We start from the raw sequence: 20,424 nt of genomic DNA, 5'->3' as shown, positions 1-20,424 counted from the left end.
TACCGAATATGCTTTTGATCTGGGTTTCCTCGGCATAGCCCGCCTCGGGTGGGCTGACTGCGTTCATCGGGCGATCGACGGTAAGGGTCGGGCTGCGGGAGAGCGGTTTCTTTCGGGCCCATTCGCGCGATCTCCGTTTGCCCTACGACCGCATGTCGACAATGCGAATCAGCTCTTGTTGGGAGTTGATCGTGAGCTTCTGGTAGATATGTTGGATGTGCGTTCTCGTCGTGGGCCTCGCGATGCTCAGTTCCGCCGATATGGAATCGGCATGATAGCCTTTGGCGAGCAGCACAAGGACTTCGGCTTCACGTGGGGTCAGGCCGTACGATTGGGAGATCGCATCGCATCGATCACGAAAGCGCCTGCTTGGGACTTCGCTCCGTTCTCCGGTCTTACTCGCAATCGCATGCTGATCGTCGGTGTTGTTGTAGGTGCATAATTCGAGAAAAGCGAATGCGATGCATATCAGAGCTACGAGTGCCGCGATGATGACGGTGAAAACATCGGTGCTGGCATTGACGGCGACCTCGCATACGATAGCCCCGATCAGAAGTCCGAACCATCCGGGCATCTTCTCTTTGGAGAAAACATCGATCGGCCCACGCTTCTTCGAGGACGATTTGCGTGCGGTGCTGTACCAGCTGACGGTTGCTGTGAAGATGGAGGTAGCTATGATGGGGATGCTGCATAGTATGTAGCTTGCCATGCCGCCTAAGGGGAGGAACAGCAAGGGGGCGGCTACGGGCACGAATCCTATGCGACGAATATCCGCCCCCCTGTTGAGGGCTCCTGCGGAAAGCGCTATCAGCGCTATAATGCATCCTGCCATCCCCCCGATCGCCCCGTAGCTCACCGACATCGTTCCGATCGACTGAAGCAGGATGATGGCGAAACCGAAGTTGATGCCGCAGGTCGTTGCGTAGACAATCCGAGAGGCGCTTTTGAGGCCAGCGCGGCCGGAGGTGCCCTGTGGCTCCGTGTCGTTTTTCGCCGAAGCGGCATCCGATCCGTCTTCCTGCCTTTTCTTGAGCAGATGCAGCGGCATCTTGCTGGCGAAGAGCAGGAAAGCCAGCATGCCGACCGTTGCTGCTGCGCTTGCGAAACCCAGGAACAGGGAAGACGCCGTGTTGTCGAACGGGATCGTAAGCGAGTAGAGGAAGAACATCGAGAAGCCTATCACGTAGCCTACGGCTACGACGATGGCGGTCCACGAATCGAAGCACGCGCTGAAATACAACGCCCACGCGAACATGAGGAAAGCCAGGCTGAGCCCGTGCGCACTCCAGGCGATTACCCCCAACCATACGGGAGGCGTTGCCAGCAAAGGGAACACGGCCGAAAGCAGCAGAACCAAAAGCGCCGATAACGCGCCCAGACCGAGAACGAAGCTCGGGCGGTTCTCGAGGTTGCGATACGTTCTCGTGGCCACAAGAAAGCTGACGGCGAGAACGAAAAACCCGCTTACTCTCATGAACCAGAGAGAATCGCTGGGAAAGTAGGGAGCCGCAAAGGGCAATGCGCCGAAAATTCCGAGCAGCTCCCAGAATATATAGCATGAAAAACCTAAGAGGGCCAAGAGCGAAAGCGCGTTGAAGGGCGCTTTGGGTTCGCAGCTGCTTCTTTTTTCGGAAGAACGAATAAGAAAACGTTTCATGGTTGCCTTTCATCTCTGAACGCGAAGCCAATGATGCTGCAGAACGCATTCTCATTCTATCGGAACACACCCTTGTTGAGCATCATCTCGGGGTGATGATGCGCCCGGATTCGGTTGGTTCTCTGAGGAATGCGCTTTGTTTTCCATCCTGACAACAAGAGATTTCATCGTGTATTTATAGGTATTTGATCAGGTAATTCATCATGTGATGATGAGGTGTTCGGTCATTAAGGATCAAGGTGGCATGATGCATTTCCTCCTCCCGGTTTACATACTGCGTGTTCATACGCTTCGATGCGCGAAAGCATCGGCGTCGATGACGAAAGGAGGACGTATGTGTTTTAGGCCACCAAGTGTCGACGAGGGGGGAGAGTCGGTATGCACCTCGTGCGGCGCGACTAATCCATCGGGAAGCGAGGTGTGCACCTCGTGTGGAAAACCTCTCCTAAAGATCCCGGCAGCGGCTATGGGTCGCGCCGGCGCGCCGCCGGCACCCGGCGTTCCCGGTGCTCAGGGGGCGCCAGGCGTGCCGAAGCCGCCGACGGCACCTCGCGTTCCGAAACCGTAACGAAAACGCAAACTGCGAAGTGAGGAGGATGTTGTGGGTAACGAGGAGAAAAAGAAGGATGCATCGGCGAATAGCGTCCCGAACGCTCCGAGGGGTGCTGATGCGAAAGGACCCAAGCCTCCGGCGAAGCCGGCGGCGCCGAGTGAAAGCAAGATTCAGGATAAGGATGCCATGCCCGACCTCGATGCATTCAACTTCATGAAGTGGTAAGAAGACGAGAGGAACATTATGGGAAGTGCTAAAGGAAAAACGATCGTAAAAGGGATGGGCTTTTGCGCCTCCGCCATCGGAGCGAACGTATGCAGCGTCGACGTTGATGAAGAGCAAGACCGCATTCTGCGTATTCGCCCGTTTCACTTTGATGAAGAGTACGGTGAAGATCATTTCAATGCCTGGAAGATAGAGGCTCGCGGGCATACCTTCGAGCCGGGCTACAAGGTGGTATCGGGTCCTTTATCGTACGGGTACAAAAAGCGCGTGTACTCCAAGAACCGAATCCCTTATCCCATGAAGCGCGTGGATTGGGATCCGGCAGGCGAGCGCAATCCGCAAAACCGCGGCAAAAGCAAGTATGTTCGCATCTCGTGGGATGAAGCGGCTCAGACCATCGCCGAAGAGATCAAACGAATCCATGATGAGTACGGGCCGCTTTCGATCCTTGTTCAGGGCGACGGCCACGGCGAGACGAAGTTCGTCCACGGTACCCATGGATGTCAGACGCGCATGCTCGGCTTGATTGGCGATTACACTCTGCAGGCTCGCCAACCCGATAGCTGGGAAGGTTGGTATTGGGGTGCCAAGCATATTTGGGGTATGGATCCGCTTGGCCAGCAGAACATGCAGAACAACGTAATCAAGGATATTTCCGAAAACGGTGATGCCGTCCTGTTCTGGGGCTGCGACCCCGAAACGACTCCGTGGGGCTGGGGCGGTATGATGGCGAGCCGTTTATGCTTCTGGTTCACCGAGATAGGCGTAAAGCAGATCCATATATCTCCCGATGTGAACTACACCAACGCCGTGCACGCCGATAAGTGGATTCCCGTGCTCCCGAACACCGATGCGGCGCTCCAGCTGGCCATCGCCTACGTGTGGTTGTCGGAAGGTACATTCGACCGCGAGTACCTCGACACGCACTCGATCGGGTTCGATAATTTCGCTTACTACGTGATGGGGGGAGAAGACGGTATCCCGAAAACGCCTAAATGGGCGGAGAAAAAATGCGGGGTACCTTCCTACACCATTAAGGCGCTTGCCCGCTATTGGGCGAAGCATGCCGTATCGATCGCCCACTGCAACGGCGGTTCGTTCATTCGCTCCGCTTTCGCCCACGAGCCCGCTCGGCTCGAAGTCGCCCTCCTGGGCATGCAAGCGCTCGGAAAGCCGGGAGCGAACCAGTTCAAGTTCATCGAATGGTCGCTTTTCGGCATGGAGAGCGTGACTCCCATGCCCCCGTCGGTCGAGATACCGAACTGCGGACCCGCATTCCGCGGGCGCCAGTATTCGGTACGACCCAGCCTCATTCCCAAAACGATGATCCCCGAGGCCATCACCAATCCCCCTGTGCAGTGGTACGGGCACATTGCGGCCGGCCTGCCGCGCGAGGATCAGTTCGTCGGTCCGCTTACGTTCCCCCTCGAAGGCCAAGAGCGCATTCATATGATCTGGTCGGATGCGCCGTGTTGGGAAACGTGCTGGAACGGCGGGAACGAGATGCAGGAGGCTTTACGTCACGAATCCATCGAGTTCTTGCTCATTCAACATCCGTGGATGGAAAACGATTGCCTGTTCGCCGACATCCTCCTTCCCATCAATACGAAGTTCGAAGAAGAGGACATCGGCACCGACTCCGATAACGGGATGTGGTCGGTTGTGTACTACGAGCAGCAGGCCATCGAGGCTTTGGGCGAATCCAAATCCGATCTTGAGGCTGTTGAGGAAGTGGCCAAGAAGCTCGAGCGGTTCGGTGGAATCTACGAAGATCTGCATGCTCGCATGATGGACGGTGGCAAGACGGTTGGCGATTTCATCAAAGCCGGCTTCGAGAACACGGGTGCTTCCGAGAAACTGTCGTTCGAGGAGTTCAAGGAAAAGCAGTACTACCCGTTCCCGACGAAGGAAAAGTGGGAGGATCTTCCTGTAGGTTTGAGCCAGTTCTACGAAGATCCTGAGAATCATCCGCTTTCGACGCCCTCGGGCAAACTCGAATACTACTCGACTGCCCTTGCCGACATCTTCCCCGACGATGAGATTCGCGGTCCGATTCCTCGATGGATTGAAGAGGGAGACGGGCACGAGGAGCGTATCGATTCCAAGCGGGCGATAGACTATCCGTTCCTCATCGTTTCGAACCATCCGCGCTGGCGTGTCCATGCCAATTGCGATGACACTACGTGGTTGCGAGAAATTCAGACATGCAAGGTGGTCGGGCCGGACGGCTACGCATACGAGCCGGTATGGGTGAACCCGATAGACGCTGGAAAGCTCGGCCTGAAAACGGGCGATGTCGCGAAGTTGTACAACGAGCGAGGCGGCGTACTCGGCGGCGTTATCGTGTCGGAGCGCATCATGCCCGGTGCGGTTTACCAGGATCACGGGGCGCGCGTCGATACCATTGTGTCCGGGGTCGGCGGGCTCGACCGCGGCGGAGCCAACAATCTCATTGCCCCATCGGCAACTACGTCGAAAAATGCGCATGGCGAGGTTACCAGCGGATTCCTCGTCAATATCGAAAAAGTTGATGTATTCCAGCTTGCGGCGCAGTACCCCGAGGCATTTGGACGCGCATACGACCCGGCATCGGGAGTTGTGGTAGACGAGTTTATCGTGGAAGGAAACTAGCATGGGCAAAGTATTCGTAATTGATCCAGCAAAATGCAATGGTTGCCGAAACTGCCAGATTGCCTGCAAAGACGAACACTGCGACAACGACTGGTCTCCCGTTGCGTTGCCTCAACCCGATACCGGTCATTTTTGGATAGGCGTTAACGAGACGGTGCGCGGTAGCGTGCCGAAGGTCAAGGTGTCCTACGTTGTGGAGCTTTGCCAGCACTGCGGCGACGCTCCGTGCATGAAGGCGGCCCCCGATGCCGTCTACCGACGCGACGACGGGCTCGTGATCGTCGATCCCGAGAAGGCAAAAGGCAAGCGCGAGCTTGTGGAGGCGTGCCCCTACGGAGCGATTTTCTGGAACGAGGAATACGACGTTCCGCAGAAGTGCACGGGATGCGCCCACCTGCTCGACGAAGGATGGACGGTGCCGCGGTGCGTCGATGCGTGCCCCCATGACGCTATCCGCTTCGGAGACGAATCGGAGTTCGCAGACGAGCTCGGCTCCGCGGAGTTCATTGCGCCCGAGCGCGCTGACGTCGATCGTCCCTGCGTATACTATCTGAACCTGCCGAAGCGCTTCGTTGCCGGCGTCGTGGTCGACCTGGAATCGGACGAGGTGGTAGTCGGAGCGCAGATTACCCTCGAGAACGCCGAGACGTCGGAGCTGCTGCAGACCGAGACCGATGAGTTCGGGGATTTCTGGTTCCACCAGGTCGATGCCGCGCTCTACAACGTATACGTTGAGGCCGAGGGGTATATGACGCGCATGGTGAAAGCCGATGCGACGTCTAAGGATTGCAACGCCGGTCCGATCGATGTGTTCGCAGCCGCCGAATAACATCCGTGGTGGGGCGCTGCGTATTCTGCGGCGTTCCACCGATCCTTCAACACGAAATGTTAGGGGAATCTATGCAAAACGTATCTTCGGTAAAACAGACTGTCGGACTGGTTATTGCGGCAGTCATCGTAATCGCCGGGCTCTTTCTGCCCGGGACGGGCGACTTAACCCATGAGGGGATATTGGGGCTCGCCATTCTTTTAGCGACCGTTGCTCTGTGGATATGCGAGTCGATACCCATGGGGGTCGCGGGGCTTTTGGCGCTTGTCGTAGCCCCCATCGTCGGCATCGCCGAGATCAACACGGTCTTCTCGGGTTTCGGTACGACGACGGTCATTTTCGCCATCGCGGTATTCGGCCTCACGGCCATCGTCATGAAGTCGAACCTCGCGATTCGCCTGACGGCAACCATGACGAAATGGTCGGGTCCGAACTCGAACAAGCTCGTACTCGCCTTCATGTGCGTCTCCTGGCTGCTGTCGACGGTTATGAACGATTCGGCTGTGCTGGTGCTCGTAATCGGCTTGTCGATGATCGTCATCAACAATGCGGGCCATAAGATCGGCGAATCGCACTTGGCGAAGGCTCTCTACATCGGCATCGCCCTCTGCGCGTTCATCGGCGGCGGAGCAACCCCCGCGGGTTCTTCGATCAACGTGCTTGTTATCGGCATGCTCGAGCAGACCATGGGCCAGACGATCAGCTTCGTCGATTGGATGGTGGCCTGCATGCCCGTCTGCCTTCTGATGGTTCCCATTACCTGGTTCGCTGTCGTCAAAATCCTCAAGCCCGAACCGATCGAGCAAAAGGATCTCGACGAGCTGCAGAACCGCGCGAAGGCGCTCGGCCCGCTGGTGGGCGAGGAAAAGAAGACGCTGTTCTTCCTTATCGCCATGCCGGTCCTCTGGATCGCCGGCTCGTGGATTCCTGCGCTCAACGTTACCACGGTGACCGTGCTCGGTCTTGCTGCGATGTTCCTTCCCGGCATCAAGCTGCTCACGTTCGAGGAATTCCAGCGCGAGGTTCCGTGGACGATCGTCATCATGATCGGCGCCGTGCTGTGCTTGGGCGGCATCGTCAACGCTACCGGCGGCGTCGCGTACCTTGCGAACATGTTCCTCTCGACGGGGGTCACCGAGCTCGGCGGGTTCTTCTCGCTTCTGCTCATCATGCTGGCCGTATACGCATTCCATACGCTCGTTCCGATCGGACCTGCATTCATCACGTTGCTCGTTCCTCCCCTGATGGCGTTCTGCGTTTCGGTCGGCATGTCTCCTGCTGTGCCGGGCATGATGCTCGCGATCCTGCTCTCGGGCAACTTCCTGCTTCCTTTCAATCCCGGTATGGCGCTTGCCTACCGCGACAACTGCTGGACGGCAAGCGAGCTGTTCAAGACCGGCATTATCCCGGCCATCATCTTTGTGGTGCTGCTGAGCGCATGGACTCCGTTTGCTTCGGGTCTGCTGGGCATTGCCATGTAATGTATTACTGAGCATAATCGCTTACGGGCCCCGGCCGATTGGGCCGGGGCCCGGGGGATAGGGGGAGTTATGGTTCGTGTTAGCGTAAACAAGAAGTTTGTCGGCATCCCTCTTGCGCTTGTCATCCTGGTCGTCGGATGGTTCCTGCCTCCGATCGAGGGACTCACCCACGAGGGGATAGTGGGACTCGCCATACTGTTTGCGGCTGTTGCGATGTGGATATGCGAAACGCTGCCCATGGGTGTGACGGGTCTTCTCGCCCTCGTGCTCGCACCTCTGCTCGGCATAGCGGAGATCAATACGGTTTTTTCGGGCTTCGGCACAACGACGGTGATCTTCGCGATGGCCGTATTCTCGCTGACGGCCATCGTTATGAAGTCCGATCTCGCTATTCGTTTGACGGGATTTCTCGTGCGGATAGCGGGCAGGGATTCCCGCAAACTCGTACTGGCGTTCATGGTGGCAGGAGGACTGCTCTCGGCTGTAATGAACGATTCTGCAACGCTCGTGCTGTTCCTCGGGTTTGCCGATACGGTGCTCGAGAACGCCGGGCACGTGAAGGGGAAGTCTAACCTTGCGAAGTGCCTGTACCTCGGGAGTGCGTTTGCGATATTCATGGGCGGGATGGCTACGCCCGCAGGCGCCTCCATCAACGTGCTCGCACTCGGGCTGGTTGAGCAGGCAACGGGGCAGACGATCCCGTTTCTGTCGTGGATACTCGCAGCCGCTCCCGTCGCCATTGTGATGATCCCGATCATATGGGTTGTGCTTACCAGAGTGTTCAAGCCCGAACCCATCGACGAGGAGAGCCTGCGTGTGCTTACGGCGAAAGCCGCGTCGCTCGGGTCGTTGACGCTTGAGGAAAAGAAGACGCTGGTTTTCCTTTTAGGCGTTCCCGTGCTGTGGATCATCGGTTCGTGGGTGCCGGCGCTCAATGTGACGACGGTTTCAGTCGTAGCCCTTGCGCTCATGTGCGCCCCCGGCGTGAGGTTGCTCACGTTCGACGAGTTCCAGCGCGAGGTTCCCTGGACGATCGTCATCATGATCGGCGCCGTGATCTCCCTCGGCGGCATCGTCGGTTCGACGGGGGGCGTGGCTTTTTTGGCAAACCTGTTCTTGAACAGCGGCGTTATGGAATTGGGCATGTTCCTTACGTTCTGGCTCATCGTAGCGGCGGTCTATTTCACACATTCGTTCGTGCCGGTCGGTCCTGCGTTTGCCACTATTCTCATTCCGCCGCTCATGACGTACTGCATGTCGGCTGGGTATTCTCCCGCGATACCGGCCATTCTGCTCGCCGCGATCCTGTCGGGCAACCTGCTTCTTCCCATCAACCCCGGTTTGGCCCTCTCGTATCGCGATAACGTCTATTCGTTCGGCGACGCGTTCAAGGCGGGCATCGTGCCGGTCCTGTGCCTGATCACGCTGTTGGCGGCATGGGTTCCGTTCATGGTGGGTGTTTTGGGGATCCCGAACTGACCGGTGAGGGAACTTGGCGCAAACACGTTTCAGGCATCAAAAAAAGAACCCCCGACCTGCGGGGGTTCTTCAAATTTTTGGTAGTCCCGACCGGATTCGAACCGGCGACCTCCGCCTTGAGAGGGCGGCGTCCTGAACCGCTAGACGACGGGACCATGTGGCGCATCGTGGTAGTTTATAGGGAGTGGCAAGGTTCGTCAAGAACTTATTTCGTCAAACCTCGCAACACCCGTACTGCACGGTGCAAAAAAACTGGCTGGGGTGGAAGGAGTCGAACCCTCACATACGGTACCAGAAACCGCTGTCCTGCCATTAGACGACACCCCAGCTTCTTTGCGCTGAACTCGAAGACCTTCGGTTTCCGGGAGCAAACGCGAGTGAATATATTACGGTGATGTGCGCACTTCGTCAAGCCTGTTTTGACAAATTACCAAAAACGCGACCGAACGACCGGCGCTTGCCCTTGGCAGCCGGACGCAGGGTGCCAAGGGCAAGCGCCTTCGCGCACGTTGCGCTGCGCTAGGCAACAAAGATTGTCGGCCGAAAGACACGGATTCGCCGCAAAAACCGTGTCTTCCGGCCGACAATCCGCACACGACATGAAAGGGCGCGGGCGCCGAAGGGGCGCGCGCCGCGCCAGGGTGGTCGGCGCGCGGTAGCGCTACGGCCTACAGCCCGTCGTGAAACTCGGCGGGTACGTGCATCGCGTCGCAGAACGGCTTGTTGCGCGATTGGCCGCAGCGGCAGAGCGCATAGCGGTTGCGCAGCTCGTACATCGTGCCGTCAGCCGATTCGAGCGGGATTCCGCCTTTCACGTAGAGGCACGCGCTCACGCCTTTCTCGGGATCCTCGAGCAGCGATATCTCGGGTTCGAGGTCGGGTTCGATGAGCGTGCCGTCGTCGTTGCGACGATGGACGAGCCTTCCTGCGGGGCAGTCGGTCGAGGCTTTGACGGCTTCGTCCATCAGGTGCGGATCGTCCGATGCCTCGGTGAGCGACCAGACGTCGCCTTCCTCGCGGTGGCAGAATCGGGCGAACGCGCAGCGGTTGTCGTCGAAGAGGTCGACGCCGCCGCCGGGATAGAGGTCGGCGCGGTCGAGGAAGTCTTCCTTCGATGCGGTCTCGGTTCCCTTGAAGTGCGCCTCGATATGCGATCCGTCGCAGAACGGGGGAGTTTTGGTGTGGCCGCAGCGGCAGAGCGCGTAGGTTTCCTCGGTCTCGAAGATGCGGTCGAGCTCGTATTCGCGATGACCGCCGACGAGCGTGATGATCTCGCGCTTGAGCGGCACGTGGCCGCATACGATGTAGGGGCCGTCTTCTGCGACGGTGATCTTCATGCCGTTGCCGCAGGGGCTGTCGGGCTGGGTGGGGTTCTCCATGAACTGCCTCGCTTTCTCGTCTGCCTCGAAAAGGCCTGCGACCAAGTATATTGATCGCAGGTAACGAGCGCGCGCCGTTGACGTGGTTCGTTGCCGAACGGTTGAGGCTTCGTCATCGCATTTGAACAAAAGCGAGCAGGCTGCTCTTTTCGTTGGGAACCCTCTCGTCGATCACCGCTTCGAGGACCTCCTCGAGCAGCCGTCCGATTTCGGGTCCCGGCGCTATGCCGAGTGCGATGAGGTCGGTGCCGTTGACGGCCAGGTCTTTTAGGGAGAACGCCTCCTGCGCTTCGAGGATGCCGTCGAGTACCCGATCGAGCTCGTCGGCGAGGGCGACCCTGCCGTGGCATTGCGGCGCCTGTGCGAGCGCGTCGCCCCGCTTGAGGTCGCACATGGCCCGAAACAGGTCGACCCTCCCGTCGAGGCGGCGCAGCATGCGCTTGACGGCTTTCGGCGCAGGCTCGATCACGTCGTCGTGGTACCTGACCAAAAGCAGCACGTCGTCGATCAGCGAAGAGGGCAGGGCGAGCCGCTTCATGGTCGGCCGGGCGAGCTCGATGCTCAGCTTGGCGTGGCCGTAGAAATGCCCAACGCCGTCTTCGCCTGCGAAGAAGGCACGCGGTTTGCCCATATCGTGGAACAGCGCGGCCCAGCGGACGAGCGGGTAGGGCGGGGTGTTCTGCATCACGTAAGCGGTATGCTCGAGCACGTCGTAGACGTGGTAGGGCGTCCGTTGGTCGAATCCCTTCATTGCGGAGAGCTCGGGCATGAGGTGCGCCAGCACGTCGGCGCATTCTATGAGCGCATCGTGGACGTGCGGTGCGCATACGAATCCCTGCAGCTCTTTTGAAATTCGCTCCGAGGCGATCGACGAGAGCAGCGGTGCGCACGCCTCCATGCTTCGGAGTGTAGCGGCTTCGATGGCGAACCCGAGTTGCGAGGCGAACCTGCATGCGCGCAGGATGCGAAGCGCGTCTTCAGAAAACCGGCGCTTCGGCTCGCCGACCGCGCGGATGACTTTCGCCGCGATATCGGCCGATCCGCCGTGCGGATCGAAGAGCCCGCGTCGCGGGTGGTAGGCGATGGCGTTCATCGTGAAGTCGCGGCGATCGAGGTCGGAGGCGATGTCCCGCACGAATGTGACGGAGTCGGGGTGGCGGGCGTCGGTATACGGCCCATCGATGCGATAGGTGGTGACTTCGACCGTTTCGCCGTCGACGATCACGGTGATGGTGCCGTGCTTCACTCCCGTTTCGTGCGTGCGATAGCCCGCCTCCTCAAACGCCGCCTGCGCTTCTTGCCACGGGGCCGACGTGGCGACGTCGATATCGCCTGACGGGCGGCCCATGAGGGAATCGCGCACGAATCCGCCGACGCACCACGCTTCGAAGCCCGCCCGCTCGAGCACCTCGATGGATGCCGATGCGCGTGCGGGCAGTTTGATGGTTGTGTGCCGTTCGTTCATGGTGCAAACTATACCACGGCATGGCACAGCATTATGCTATGTCAGGTATTGCCCCTAAATATGATCGAACCTATCATATTCTGTCCCGATGGTCGTTCCCGCATGAGGGAGGCGCAGGGGTATGGCAGATTACATCGCGGGTTCGGCGTGCAACGGATGCAAGCCGCGGCATCTTCGGGGGCGGGTCTGCCATCAGCGCTCGGGGCTTTTGTCCCTCATGATCCAGAAACGCGACGTCGTACGCTTCCTCATTGCTCCGACGGGGTTCGGTAAGACGGCGCTCGCCGCCGAGTACGCGGAATCGATTTTCGGGTTCCAGGACGTCGTCTGGCTCAACGCCCAAAGCCCCTGTTTTCTGCGCGATGTCGACCGCGGCACGATCGCTTCGTCGCTTGTCTCGCTATTCCGCAGGCGCTCGCTTGTGGTGATCGAGGATTTGCCGAGGCTCACGGCGGTACGTGCCGAGGAGGTGTCGGGGTGCATCGACAAGCTGCTCGAGCGGGGATGGGAGGTCGTCGTCACCATGTCGCCGCTCTACCGCGCATTCGCCGATCGGCAGCCCGACAGCATACGGATCGGTTCGAAGGATTTCATCGTTACCGAAGACGAAATGCGCCTGCTCGCAAACGATGCCGGCATCGGGCCTCGCAGGCGGCTTCCGAGCTCGCAGGTCGATGGGGTGCCGGGGCTTTTATGGGGAGGCGCGACTGCTTCGCTCGACCTGTTGCGCGGCGTTGTGGGCGACGTGCTTCCCACCGACGCGCTCCTCGGGCTGTTCGTTATGCTGGCGCTTGGGCGGGGGAGCATCGAGGAAGCGGAGGCGTTCTCGGGGCCCCTCAAAAGCGATACGAGGGCCCTGCTCGGCGAAGAATACCTGTTCTTGGGCGTTGACGAGCACACCGAGCGGTTCGAGACGTATCCGTTTTCCGCCGATGAGGTGGTGCAGGCGTTCTCGGGTTCGCTCGCCCGCATGGCGGCGAGCTCGTCGTTCGCGGACGGCGAAGCGCTTGTTTCCCGCCTCGCCGACGCGCTGCTCGCTCGCGGATCGGCGGAGCGCGCGTGCCTGCTCGTCGATGGATGCAGCAACGGCGATGGGCGCATCGCCTGGCTTGGCGCCCGGTCGAGGGAGCTCGCCCGGGCGGGGTGCCTGCTGCCCGCGCATCACCTGTTCGAGAGCAAGACGCTGCGGCTCAACGCGCAGAACGCCTCCGTTTTCGTCGGCGAGGCGTGGAGGCTTGCCGGGCTCGACGACGTTTCTGCGGCAACCGCCCTCGCCGAGCGGGTGCTCGCCCGTTCGGCCGTACCCGATTCCGCGCGCGGCAATGCCGCGTTGCTGCTGGCTCGCTACGGCGATGCCGGGGACAGGAACCGGGCCGTGGCGGTGCTCGGACGTTTGGCGCGCCAACCCTACGGCGGCGATCCCCCGACGCGCGCTTCGGCCGTGGCCGATGCCCTGGGCGATGCCGATCGGCACTGGGAGGCACTTGCCCTGGCTGTCGTCTGGCTCGCCGAAGATGCCTGCGCGGCGGCCTTCCTCGCCGAAGCGTGCCTGCGGTGCGGTCGCGTCGGCGATCCCGAAACCGCGATTCTCCTGTGGTCGCTCGATGCCCTTTCCGGCGAGGGGGCCTGCGGATTCGGGCAGGCGAGCGGGGCCGATGCCGAGCGTGTGCTTTCGATCGTGGGGGACTACCTGCGTCGCAGTTGGGAAGAGGGCGCGTTCGATCGCGGAAGCGCGTCGCTTCTCGATGCGTGGGACAAGGCGAAGGCGCTCGCTTCTCCCGATGCGCTGTATCCGCCGCTTGCGGCGGCGAGGGCTACGGCTCAGACGCTCGACATGCAGCTGTTCTCGCAACGCAGCGCGTTCGAGCGGGAACGCCGCGCGAACGGAGATGCCCTCATTCCGGGTTCGCCGAAGGTCGGCGATGCGGCCTTTCCCGATACGCGTCGTTTCGGCATCGCTTCGCTCGGGCGGGCGACGGCCGTCCCGACGCTCAACATTCGTCTGTTCGGGGGCCTCGATGTTTCCATCGGCGAAAACGAAGTCGATCCTTCGCTGTTTCGCAGGCAGAAGGTCAAAACGCTGCTCGCGCTTCTGACGTTGAACCAGGGCAAGGAGATTCTGAGGGACCGCCTTGCCTCGCTGCTATGGCCCACGAGCTCGACGGCGACGGCGCGCAGGAACTTCTACAGCACGTGGTCGATGCTGCGCAAGGCGTTGGTGGTTCCGGGCGGCGAGGAGTGCCCGTACCTCGTTCGTCTCCAATACAGCTGCAAGCTCGATACCCGCGCGGTGGCAAGCGATGTGGCGGAGTTCGACGAGCTGTGCAACAAGCTCCTGCTCGAGCCGCCCGACGTCGAGGCGTGGTCGGCCGTCTACGCTCGGCTGTGCGAGCTGTACCGCGGCGACCTCCTTCCGAGCGAGGGCAAGAACGAGTTCATCCTGCAGCAGCGCGAGGAATACCGCGCCCGTCTGATCGATGCGCTCGTTTCCGCTTCGACGAGGTTGTTCGAAGGCGGTGCGCTGCAGGCGGCGCTCTGGTTCGCGCATGCGGCGGTGCGCAGGGATGCGACGCGCGAGGACGCCTACACTGCGCTCATGCAGGCTCAGGTTGCAGCGGGGCAGCGCACGGCGGCGCTCGACACCTACTTCAAATGCAAGCGCTACCTCTCAGACGAGCTTGGGATCGATCCCTCGCCGAAGGCGGTCATGCTGTACGGCTCCATCATCGAAGCGGAACCCAACCTCAAGGGCTTCACGCCGAAGGCGTAGGCGCGTGCGGGACGGGCCGTGGCGGGCGCTTCGCTTCGCGGCGCAGCTCGAACGCCGGTGGCCGGCGTGCGCCCTATGTAACGGCTGGGTTGCGCGGTGTGGATTTCCTTTGACGCTTTACGAGGTGTGATAGAGTGATTCGGTAGCTTTATCGGCACATTCGGCGCTCGTCCGATGAGAGAAAGACGGCTCGTACATGGCAGGTTTTTTATCGAAACTCCTCACGCTTGGCGAAGGGAAGCAGCTTAAGCGTTACGAAGATACGGTTCAGAGGATCAACGGCTTGGAGCCCGGGATGCAAGAGCTCTCGGATGCCGAGCTCATGGCGCTCACCGCCGCGTTCATGGAACGGCAGGAAAACGGCGAATCGCTCGAGTCGCTTCTGCCCGAAGCGTTCGCCGCGGTGCGCGAGGCGGGCGTGCGAACGCTCGGCATGCGCCACTTCGACGTGCAGCTCATCGGCGGCATGGCTTTGAACGACGGCCAGATCGCCGAGATGAAGACCGGCGAAGGCAAAACGCTCGTATCCACGCTTGCAGGCTACCTCAATGCTCTGACCGGCGAGAACGTGCACATCGTCACGGTCAACGACTACCTGGCCAAGCGCGACAGCGAATGGATGGGCCGCATCTACAAGTTCCTCGGCATGGACGTCGGCCTCATTCAAAACGGCATGAAACCCGACCAGAAGATCCCCGCCTACCGAGCGGCCGTCACCTACGGCACGAATTCGGAATTCGGCTTCGACTACCTGCGCGACAACATGGTTACGAAGGCGGCAAGCCGCGTGCAGCGCGGCCACCACTTCGCCATCGTCGACGAGGTCGACTCGATCCTCATCGACGAGGCGCGAACCCCCCTCATCATCTCGGGTGCCGGCACGCAGGCGGCCGAGACCTATAACAAGTTCGCCCGCGTCATGCCCGGGCTCACGCGCGATGTCGATTACGACATGGATGAAGCGAAGAAGACCATCAACGCAACCGAGAGCGGGCTTGAGAAGATCGAGGCGATGCTCGGCATCGACGATTTGTACGCCGACCCGTCGGGCCAGCTCGCAAACCATCTGCAGCAGGCCCTGAAGGCGCAGTTCCTCTTCCACCGCGACGTCGACTACGTCGTCGTGGACGGCGAGGTGAAGATCGTCGACGAGTTCACGGGCCGCATCATGGAGGGCCGCCGCTATTCGGAGGGCCTCCATCAGGCGCTCGAAGCCAAAGAGCACGTGCTCGTGCGCGAGGAGAACCAGACGCTCGCCACCATCACGCTGCAGAACTACTTCCGCCTCTACGAGAAGCTCTCCGGCATGACCGGTACCGCTATGACCGAGGACGCCGAGTTCCGCCAGATCTACAACCTGCCCGTCATGGCCATCCCCCCGAACAGACCGGTCGTCCGCAAAGACGAGGACGACCTGATCTACCGCAACATCGACGCGAAGTTCAACGCGGTCGCCGACGAAGTGGCGGCCCGCAATGCGGTGGGGCAGCCGTGCCTCATCGGCACCGTATCGATCGAGAGCTCCGAGCGGCTTTCCCGCCTGCTCGACAAGCGCGGCATCAAGCACGAGACGTTGAACGCGAAGAACCACGAGCGCGAAGCGCACATCATCGCCCAGGCCGGGCGCGTCGGCGCGGTCACCATCGCCACGAACATGGCGGGCCGCGGTACCGACATCCTGCTCGGCGGCAACCCCGAGGTCATGGCCGAGGACGTGCTTCGCGCGCGCGGCTTCGATCCGGAGCTGCCCGAGGGCGTCGAAGCCGAAGAAGGCAAGCCGCCCGCGCCGACGGCCGAAGACCGCGAAAGCGCGCTCGCCGAGGCGAAGGCGGTCACCGACGACGAGAACGCACGCGTCATCAAGGCGGGCGGTCTGGCCGTCATCGGCACCGAGCGCCACGAAAGCCGCCGTATCGACAACCAGCTCCGCGGCCGTTCCGGCCGTCAGGGCGATCCGGGCGTCACGCAGTTCTACCTTTCGCTCGAAGACGACCTCATGAGGCTCTTCGGCGGCAACCGCATGGATTCCATCGGCCGCATGATGGAGAAGACCGATCTCTCCGAGGATACGCCTATCCAGGCGGGCATGGTTTCCAAGGCCATCGAGAGCGCTCAGCGCCAGGTGGAGAGCATGCACTTCGCAGCCCGTAAGAACGTCCTCGAATACGACGACGTCATGAACCTCCAGCGCGTCGCGATCTACGAGGAGCGCAACGCCATCCTCGACGGCAAGGATCTGACCGACCGCATTCCCGAGATCATCCGCGACGCCGCCGAAGGCGTCGTTGCCGAGAACTGCCCCGAGAAGGTGCCTTCCGACGATTGGGACTCCAAGGCAGTCGAGCTCTGGGTCGCCAACATGTGCGGCCGAACCGATTTCGAGGTGGCCGCACTCGATCACGACGACGATCCCGACGAGGTCCTCGAGGGCATCGTCGAATTCTTGCAGGGCGTCTACGACGAGAAGACCGAGATGCTCGGCGCGGAGGCCATGAAGAACCTCGAGGCCCAGGTTATGCTGCGCATCATCGATACGAAGTGGATGGCGCACCTCCAGGAGATGGATTACCTCAAAGCGGGCATCGGCCTGCGCGCCTTCGGGCAGCGTGATCCGCTCGTCGAATACAAGAACGAGGCGTATTCCGCGTTCGAATCGCTGACCGTTTCGATGTACGAGGATTTCCTCCGTACGCTTTTGCGCCTGCAGATCGCGGTGAAAGAGGTTCCCGAGGAGAGAAACCCGCTCGACGGCAAGGTGAGCTATTCGTCGCCCGAGGCGACCCTCACCGATAACTCGACCACGGCTCAGCGCACGCAGGCTGCGGCCGCCCAGGCCAAGGGCATGCCCGCCGCGCCGCCGAAGGCAGCGCCGACCGGCAAAGCCAAGACGGTGGAGAAGGACAAGGACGATCCGTTCGCCAACGTGGGTCGCAACGATCCGTGTCCGTGCGGCTCGGGCAAGAAGTACAAGAAGTGCCACGGAGCGAATCTGTAGTAACATGGCTGATAGGGAACTGAAGGATATCGAAGAAGTGGCCCGGCGCGTCGTCGACGCGAAGGGGTATCTGCATATCGAGCAGAAGATCGAGGAACTCGGCGCCCTCGACGAGACCATCGCGTCGCCGGGATTCTGGGACGATGCGGCGCATGCCTCGGAGGTGTCGAAGCGGGCGAGCAACTTGCGCGATACCATCGACGAGTACAACGAAGCCGAGGCGCTTCTCGAGGATGCCCGCGCGGCTCTCGAGCTTGCAGCCGAGGACCAGGCGTTCGAGGAGGAGGCGGCAGACGCGCTCGACGCGCTCGACGCGCTGCTCGATCGACTCGAGGTGTCGTCGTGGTTTTCGGGCCGCTTCGATGCAGGCGACGCCATCCTCACGGTCAATCCCGGTTCGGGCGGCCTCGAGGCCCAGGATTGGACCGAGATGCTCTACCGCATGTACTCGCGCTACGCCGAGAAGAAGGGCTGGAAGGTGCGCGTGCTCGATCTTGTGCCAGGCAACGGCATCGGGCTCGATAAGGCGACGATCCAGGTCGAGGGCAAGAACGCTTACGGCATGCTCAGAAGCGAATCCGGCGTGCATCGTCTCGTGCGCATCTCGCCGACCGACGACAAGAAGCGCCGCCATACGACGTTTGCGGGCGTGGAGGTGCTGCCGGTGCTGCCCGACGACATCGAGATCGACATCAACCCCGCCGACGTGCGCGTCGACGTGTACCGATCGAGCGGGCCGGGCGGCCAGTGCGTGAACACGACCGACTCGGCGGTGCGCTTGACCCATGTGCCTACGGGCATCGTGGTTACATGCCAGAACGAGAAATCGCAGCTTCAGAACAAGGAGGCGGCGTTCAAGGTGCTCCGTGCGAAGCTCTTTGAACTCGAGGAGCGCAAGCGCGAGGAAGAACTCGAAGAGCTGCGGGGAGAGCGTATGGAGAACTCTTTCGGCAGCCAAATCCGCAACTACGTATTGTATCCTTACCAATTGGTGAAAGACGTGCGCAGCAACATCGAGACGGGCAACGTCGATGCGGTCCTCGACGGGGAAATCGACGAGTTCGTGCTCGGCTACCACAAGTGGCGCGTTACGTCGTAGCGAACAGGCGAGAGAAGAAGGGCGGGCATGGAAGCAACCGAGGTCGAACAAAGGGCGCGAAACATCCGCGAGAACATCGTGAGGATGATCGCCGAAGCAGGTAGCGGGCATCCGGGAGGATCGCTTTCCTGCGCCGATATCCTGACGGCGCTCTATTTCGGGGGCGTGCTCGATCACGACCCCTGCGATCCGAACGACCCCGACAGGGATTACTTCATCCTGGGCAAGGGCCATGCCGCCCCCGCCCTGTACGCGACGCTCGCCGAGGCGGGGTACTTCCCGGCAGACGAGCTCATGACGCTGCGCAAGCTCGGCAGCAGGCTGCAGGGCCATCCCGATTCGAACCTGCTCGAAGGCGTCGAGGTTTCCACCGGCTCGCTCGGCCAGGGGCTGTCCATCGCCGCGGGAGCCGCAGCCGGCCTGCGTCTCGACGGCAAGGAGAACCGCGTGTTCGCGCTCCTCGGCGACGGCGAATGCCAGGAGGGCCAGGTGTGGGAAGCGGCGACGTTTTCGGTTCACAAGCGCCTCGGCAACCTCGTGGCCATCGTCGATGCGAACGGCCTGCAGATAGACGGTGCCTGCACAGACGTGTGCGCTACCGACAATCTGGGCGAGAAGTTCGCAGCGTTCGGCTGGGAGGTATCCTCGGTCGACGGCCACGACATCCCTGCGCTCATCGAGCTTCTTGGCAACCTGAAGGCTGCGGGCGGAGACGTGCCCCACGCGGTCATCGCTGCAACCGTCAAGGGCAAAGGCGTATCGTTTATGGAAAACCAAGCAGGCTGGCATGGTAAGGCCCCGAACGCCGAGGAGCTCGCAGTTGCCCTTGCCGAGCTCGGCGTGGAAGGAGCCGACCGTGGTTAAGTTCGCATCGCCCGAAGAAGCCTCGCAGAAAAAGGCAACCCGTGCTGCGTTCGGCGCCACGCTCGCCGAACTGGCGGCGGAGGGCCTGCCCGTCGTGGCGGTCGACGCCGACCTGTCGGGTTCGACCACAACCAAGAAATTCGCAAGCGCCGCACCTGAAAACGAGGACAGGCTCTTCAATGTCGGCATTGCCGAGCAGAACATGATCGGCGTGGCGGCAGGCCTCGCGCTCACCGGCCATATCGCCTACACCGGCTCGTTCGCCGTGTTCGGTACGGGCCGCGCTTACGATCAGATTCGCAACACCGTCGCCTATTCCAAGCTCAACGTGAAGATCGCCCCCACGCATGCGGGCATCTCGGTAGGGCCGGACGGCGGCAGCCATCAGATGCTCGAGGACATCTCGCTCATGCGCGGCCTTCCGCACATGACGGTGCTCGTTCCCGCCGATTACGCGGCAGCGCGCGCCGCCATCAGGCTTGCGGCTGAAACGCCGGGTCCGGTGTACGTCCGCATGGGCCGTGCATCGGTGCCGTGCGTGTACGCTGCCGACGTCGAACTCGAGGTGGGGCGCGCTTACGTGCTGCGCGAGGGCGCGGATGCGACGGTCGTTGCCTGTGGCGTCGAGATCGACGAGGCGATGAAAGCCGCTGAAGCGCTTGCTGCGGAAGGCATATCCATCGAGGTCATCGATGCGTTCTCCGTCAAGCCGCTCGATCGTACCACCATCGTTTCCTCGGTCGAGAAGACCGGATGCGCGGTTGTCGCCGAGGAGCATTCCGTCATCGGAGGCCTCGGGTCGGCCGTAGCGGAGGTCCTTGCCGAAGAGCACCCCGCACCCTGCGAGTTCGTCGGCATGCGCGACACGTTCGGCAAGTCGGGCGAGTTCTCCGAGCTGATGGCGTACTTCTCGCTCGATGCGGCCGCCATTGTTGAAGCTGTGAAGAAGGCTATGGCCAGAAAAGCGATCTGCTAGAATTACGGCGTCTCAGTATAT

The 20,424-nt window shown here is 61.2% G+C and carries 14 protein-coding genes and 2 tRNA genes; 11 read left to right on the top strand and 5 right to left on the bottom strand.

Translation table 11 applies throughout. The features are described 5' to 3' along the window. Positions 1-142: 142 nt before the first annotated feature. The gene (locus MWL89_RS10040; RefSeq protein ID WP_102377825.1) at positions 143-1,657 is read right to left on the bottom strand and encodes a helix-turn-helix transcriptional regulator; all 1,515 of its coding nucleotides are present in this window, start codon (positions 1,655-1,657) and stop codon (positions 143-145) included. 208 nt (positions 1,658-1,865) lie between these two features. On the opposite strand from MWL89_RS10040, the gene MWL89_RS16400 reads away from it, so the two are divergent. From MWL89_RS16400 to MWL89_RS10015, 6 genes are all read left to right on the top strand, one after another. Continuing rightward, a complete protein-coding gene (locus MWL89_RS16400) occupies positions 1,866-2,225 on the top strand; it encodes a zinc-ribbon domain-containing protein (RefSeq protein ID WP_425226267.1) in 360 nt (119 codons plus the stop codon). Positions 2,226-2,258: 33 nt separating this feature from the next. Then, positions 2,259-2,435, top strand: a complete 177-nt coding sequence (locus tag MWL89_RS10035; protein WP_244385918.1) for a hypothetical protein — start codon at positions 2,259-2,261, stop codon at positions 2,433-2,435. 18 nt (positions 2,436-2,453) lie between these two features. Beyond that, entirely contained in the window at positions 2,454-5,066 is a 2,613-nt protein-coding gene (locus MWL89_RS10030) for a molybdopterin-dependent oxidoreductase (protein ID WP_244385917.1), read from the top strand. A 1-nt stretch (position 5,067) separates the two neighbouring features. Then, a complete protein-coding gene (locus tag MWL89_RS10025) occupies positions 5,068-5,895 on the top strand; it encodes a 4Fe-4S dicluster domain-containing protein (RefSeq protein WP_244385916.1) in 828 nt (275 codons plus the stop codon). A gap of 71 nt (positions 5,896-5,966) precedes the next feature. Beyond that, positions 5,967-7,376, top strand: coding sequence for an SLC13 family permease (locus MWL89_RS10020; RefSeq protein ID WP_180994999.1), 1,410 nt, complete (start codon positions 5,967-5,969; stop codon positions 7,374-7,376). Positions 7,377-7,445: 69 nt separating this feature from the next. Continuing rightward, positions 7,446-8,855 (top strand): SLC13 family permease, encoded by a 1,410-nt coding sequence (locus MWL89_RS10015; RefSeq protein WP_102377829.1) that lies wholly within the window; start codon positions 7,446-7,448, stop codon positions 8,853-8,855. Between the two features lie 78 nt (positions 8,856-8,933). Here MWL89_RS10015 and MWL89_RS10010 read toward each other — a convergent pair. From MWL89_RS10010 to MWL89_RS09995, 4 genes are all read right to left on the bottom strand, one after another. Continuing rightward, a tRNA-Glu gene (locus MWL89_RS10010) sits at positions 8,934-9,010 on the bottom strand. 98 nt (positions 9,011-9,108) lie between these two features. Continuing rightward, a tRNA-Gln gene (locus MWL89_RS10005) sits at positions 9,109-9,182 on the bottom strand. A gap of 341 nt (positions 9,183-9,523) precedes the next feature. Continuing rightward, positions 9,524-10,234, bottom strand: a complete 711-nt coding sequence (locus MWL89_RS10000; protein WP_102379494.1) for a CDGSH iron-sulfur domain-containing protein — start codon at positions 10,232-10,234, stop codon at positions 9,524-9,526. Between the two features lie 112 nt (positions 10,235-10,346). Further along, the gene (locus MWL89_RS09995) at positions 10,347-11,699 is read right to left on the bottom strand and encodes a CCA tRNA nucleotidyltransferase (RefSeq protein WP_244385915.1); all 1,353 of its coding nucleotides are present in this window, start codon (positions 11,697-11,699) and stop codon (positions 10,347-10,349) included. Positions 11,700-11,820: 121 nt separating this feature from the next. Here MWL89_RS09995 and MWL89_RS09990 point away from each other — a divergent pair, with 121 nt between their 5' ends. The 5 genes from MWL89_RS09990 (at position 11,821) to MWL89_RS09970 (ending at position 20,403) form a co-directional block, all read left to right on the top strand. Then, positions 11,821-14,469, top strand: a complete 2,649-nt coding sequence (locus tag MWL89_RS09990; protein ID WP_244385914.1) for an AfsR/SARP family transcriptional regulator — start codon at positions 11,821-11,823, stop codon at positions 14,467-14,469. A 196-nt stretch (positions 14,470-14,665) separates the two neighbouring features. Then, entirely contained in the window at positions 14,666-17,464 is a 2,799-nt protein-coding gene (secA, locus tag MWL89_RS09985) for a preprotein translocase subunit SecA (RefSeq protein WP_244385913.1), read from the top strand. Between the two features lie 4 nt (positions 17,465-17,468). Then, a complete protein-coding gene (gene prfB / locus MWL89_RS09980) occupies positions 17,469-18,563 on the top strand; it encodes a peptide chain release factor 2 (protein ID WP_102377834.1) in 1,095 nt (364 codons plus the stop codon). Between the two features lie 27 nt (positions 18,564-18,590). Continuing rightward, positions 18,591-19,427, top strand: a complete 837-nt coding sequence (locus MWL89_RS09975; RefSeq protein WP_244385912.1) for a transketolase — start codon at positions 18,591-18,593, stop codon at positions 19,425-19,427. Next, the gene (locus MWL89_RS09970) at positions 19,420-20,403 is read left to right on the top strand and encodes a transketolase family protein (RefSeq protein ID WP_244385911.1); all 984 of its coding nucleotides are present in this window, start codon (positions 19,420-19,422) and stop codon (positions 20,401-20,403) included. Before MWL89_RS09975 ends, MWL89_RS09970 begins: the two co-directional genes overlap by 8 nt. The last annotated feature ends 21 nt before the right edge of the window (positions 20,404-20,424 follow it).

The organism is Raoultibacter timonensis (assembly GCF_022845715.1).
GTDB classification, from domain to species: Bacteria; Actinomycetota; Coriobacteriia; order Coriobacteriales; family Eggerthellaceae; genus Raoultibacter; species Raoultibacter timonensis.
The sequence above is the reverse complement of the archived record's forward strand: the minus strand, read 5'-3'. Positions and strand labels throughout refer to the sequence as shown.

Bases quoted from the DNA above. Each gene is read 5' to 3' on its own strand.
- secA (WP_244385913.1), top strand. From the start codon at position 14,666: ATGGCAGGTTTTTTATCGAAACTCCTCACGCTTGGCGAAGGGAAGCAG.
- MWL89_RS10025 (WP_244385916.1), top strand. From the start codon at position 5,068: ATGGGCAAAGTATTCGTAATTGATCCAGCAAAATGCAATGGTTGCCGA.
- MWL89_RS10015 (WP_102377829.1), top strand. From the start codon at position 7,446: ATGGTTCGTGTTAGCGTAAACAAGAAGTTTGTCGGCATCCCTCTTGCG.
- MWL89_RS10020 (WP_180994999.1), top strand. From the start codon at position 5,967: ATGCAAAACGTATCTTCGGTAAAACAGACTGTCGGACTGGTTATTGCG.
- MWL89_RS10030 (WP_244385917.1), top strand. From the start codon at position 2,454: ATGGGAAGTGCTAAAGGAAAAACGATCGTAAAAGGGATGGGCTTTTGC.
- MWL89_RS10000 (WP_102379494.1), bottom strand. From the start codon at position 10,234: ATGGAGAACCCCACCCAGCCCGACAGCCCCTGCGGCAACGGCATGAAG.
- MWL89_RS09990 (WP_244385914.1), top strand. From the start codon at position 11,821: ATGGCAGATTACATCGCGGGTTCGGCGTGCAACGGATGCAAGCCGCGG.
- MWL89_RS09975 (WP_244385912.1), top strand. From the start codon at position 18,591: ATGGAAGCAACCGAGGTCGAACAAAGGGCGCGAAACATCCGCGAGAAC.
- MWL89_RS10040 (WP_102377825.1), bottom strand. From the start codon at position 1,657: ATGAAACGTTTTCTTATTCGTTCTTCCGAAAAAAGAAGCAGCTGCGAA.
- MWL89_RS16400 (WP_425226267.1), top strand. From the start codon at position 1,866: ATGATGAGGTGTTCGGTCATTAAGGATCAAGGTGGCATGATGCATTTC.
- MWL89_RS09995 (WP_244385915.1), bottom strand. From the start codon at position 11,699: ATGAACGAACGGCACACAACCATCAAACTGCCCGCACGCGCATCGGCA.
- prfB (WP_102377834.1), top strand. From the start codon at position 17,469: ATGGCTGATAGGGAACTGAAGGATATCGAAGAAGTGGCCCGGCGCGTC.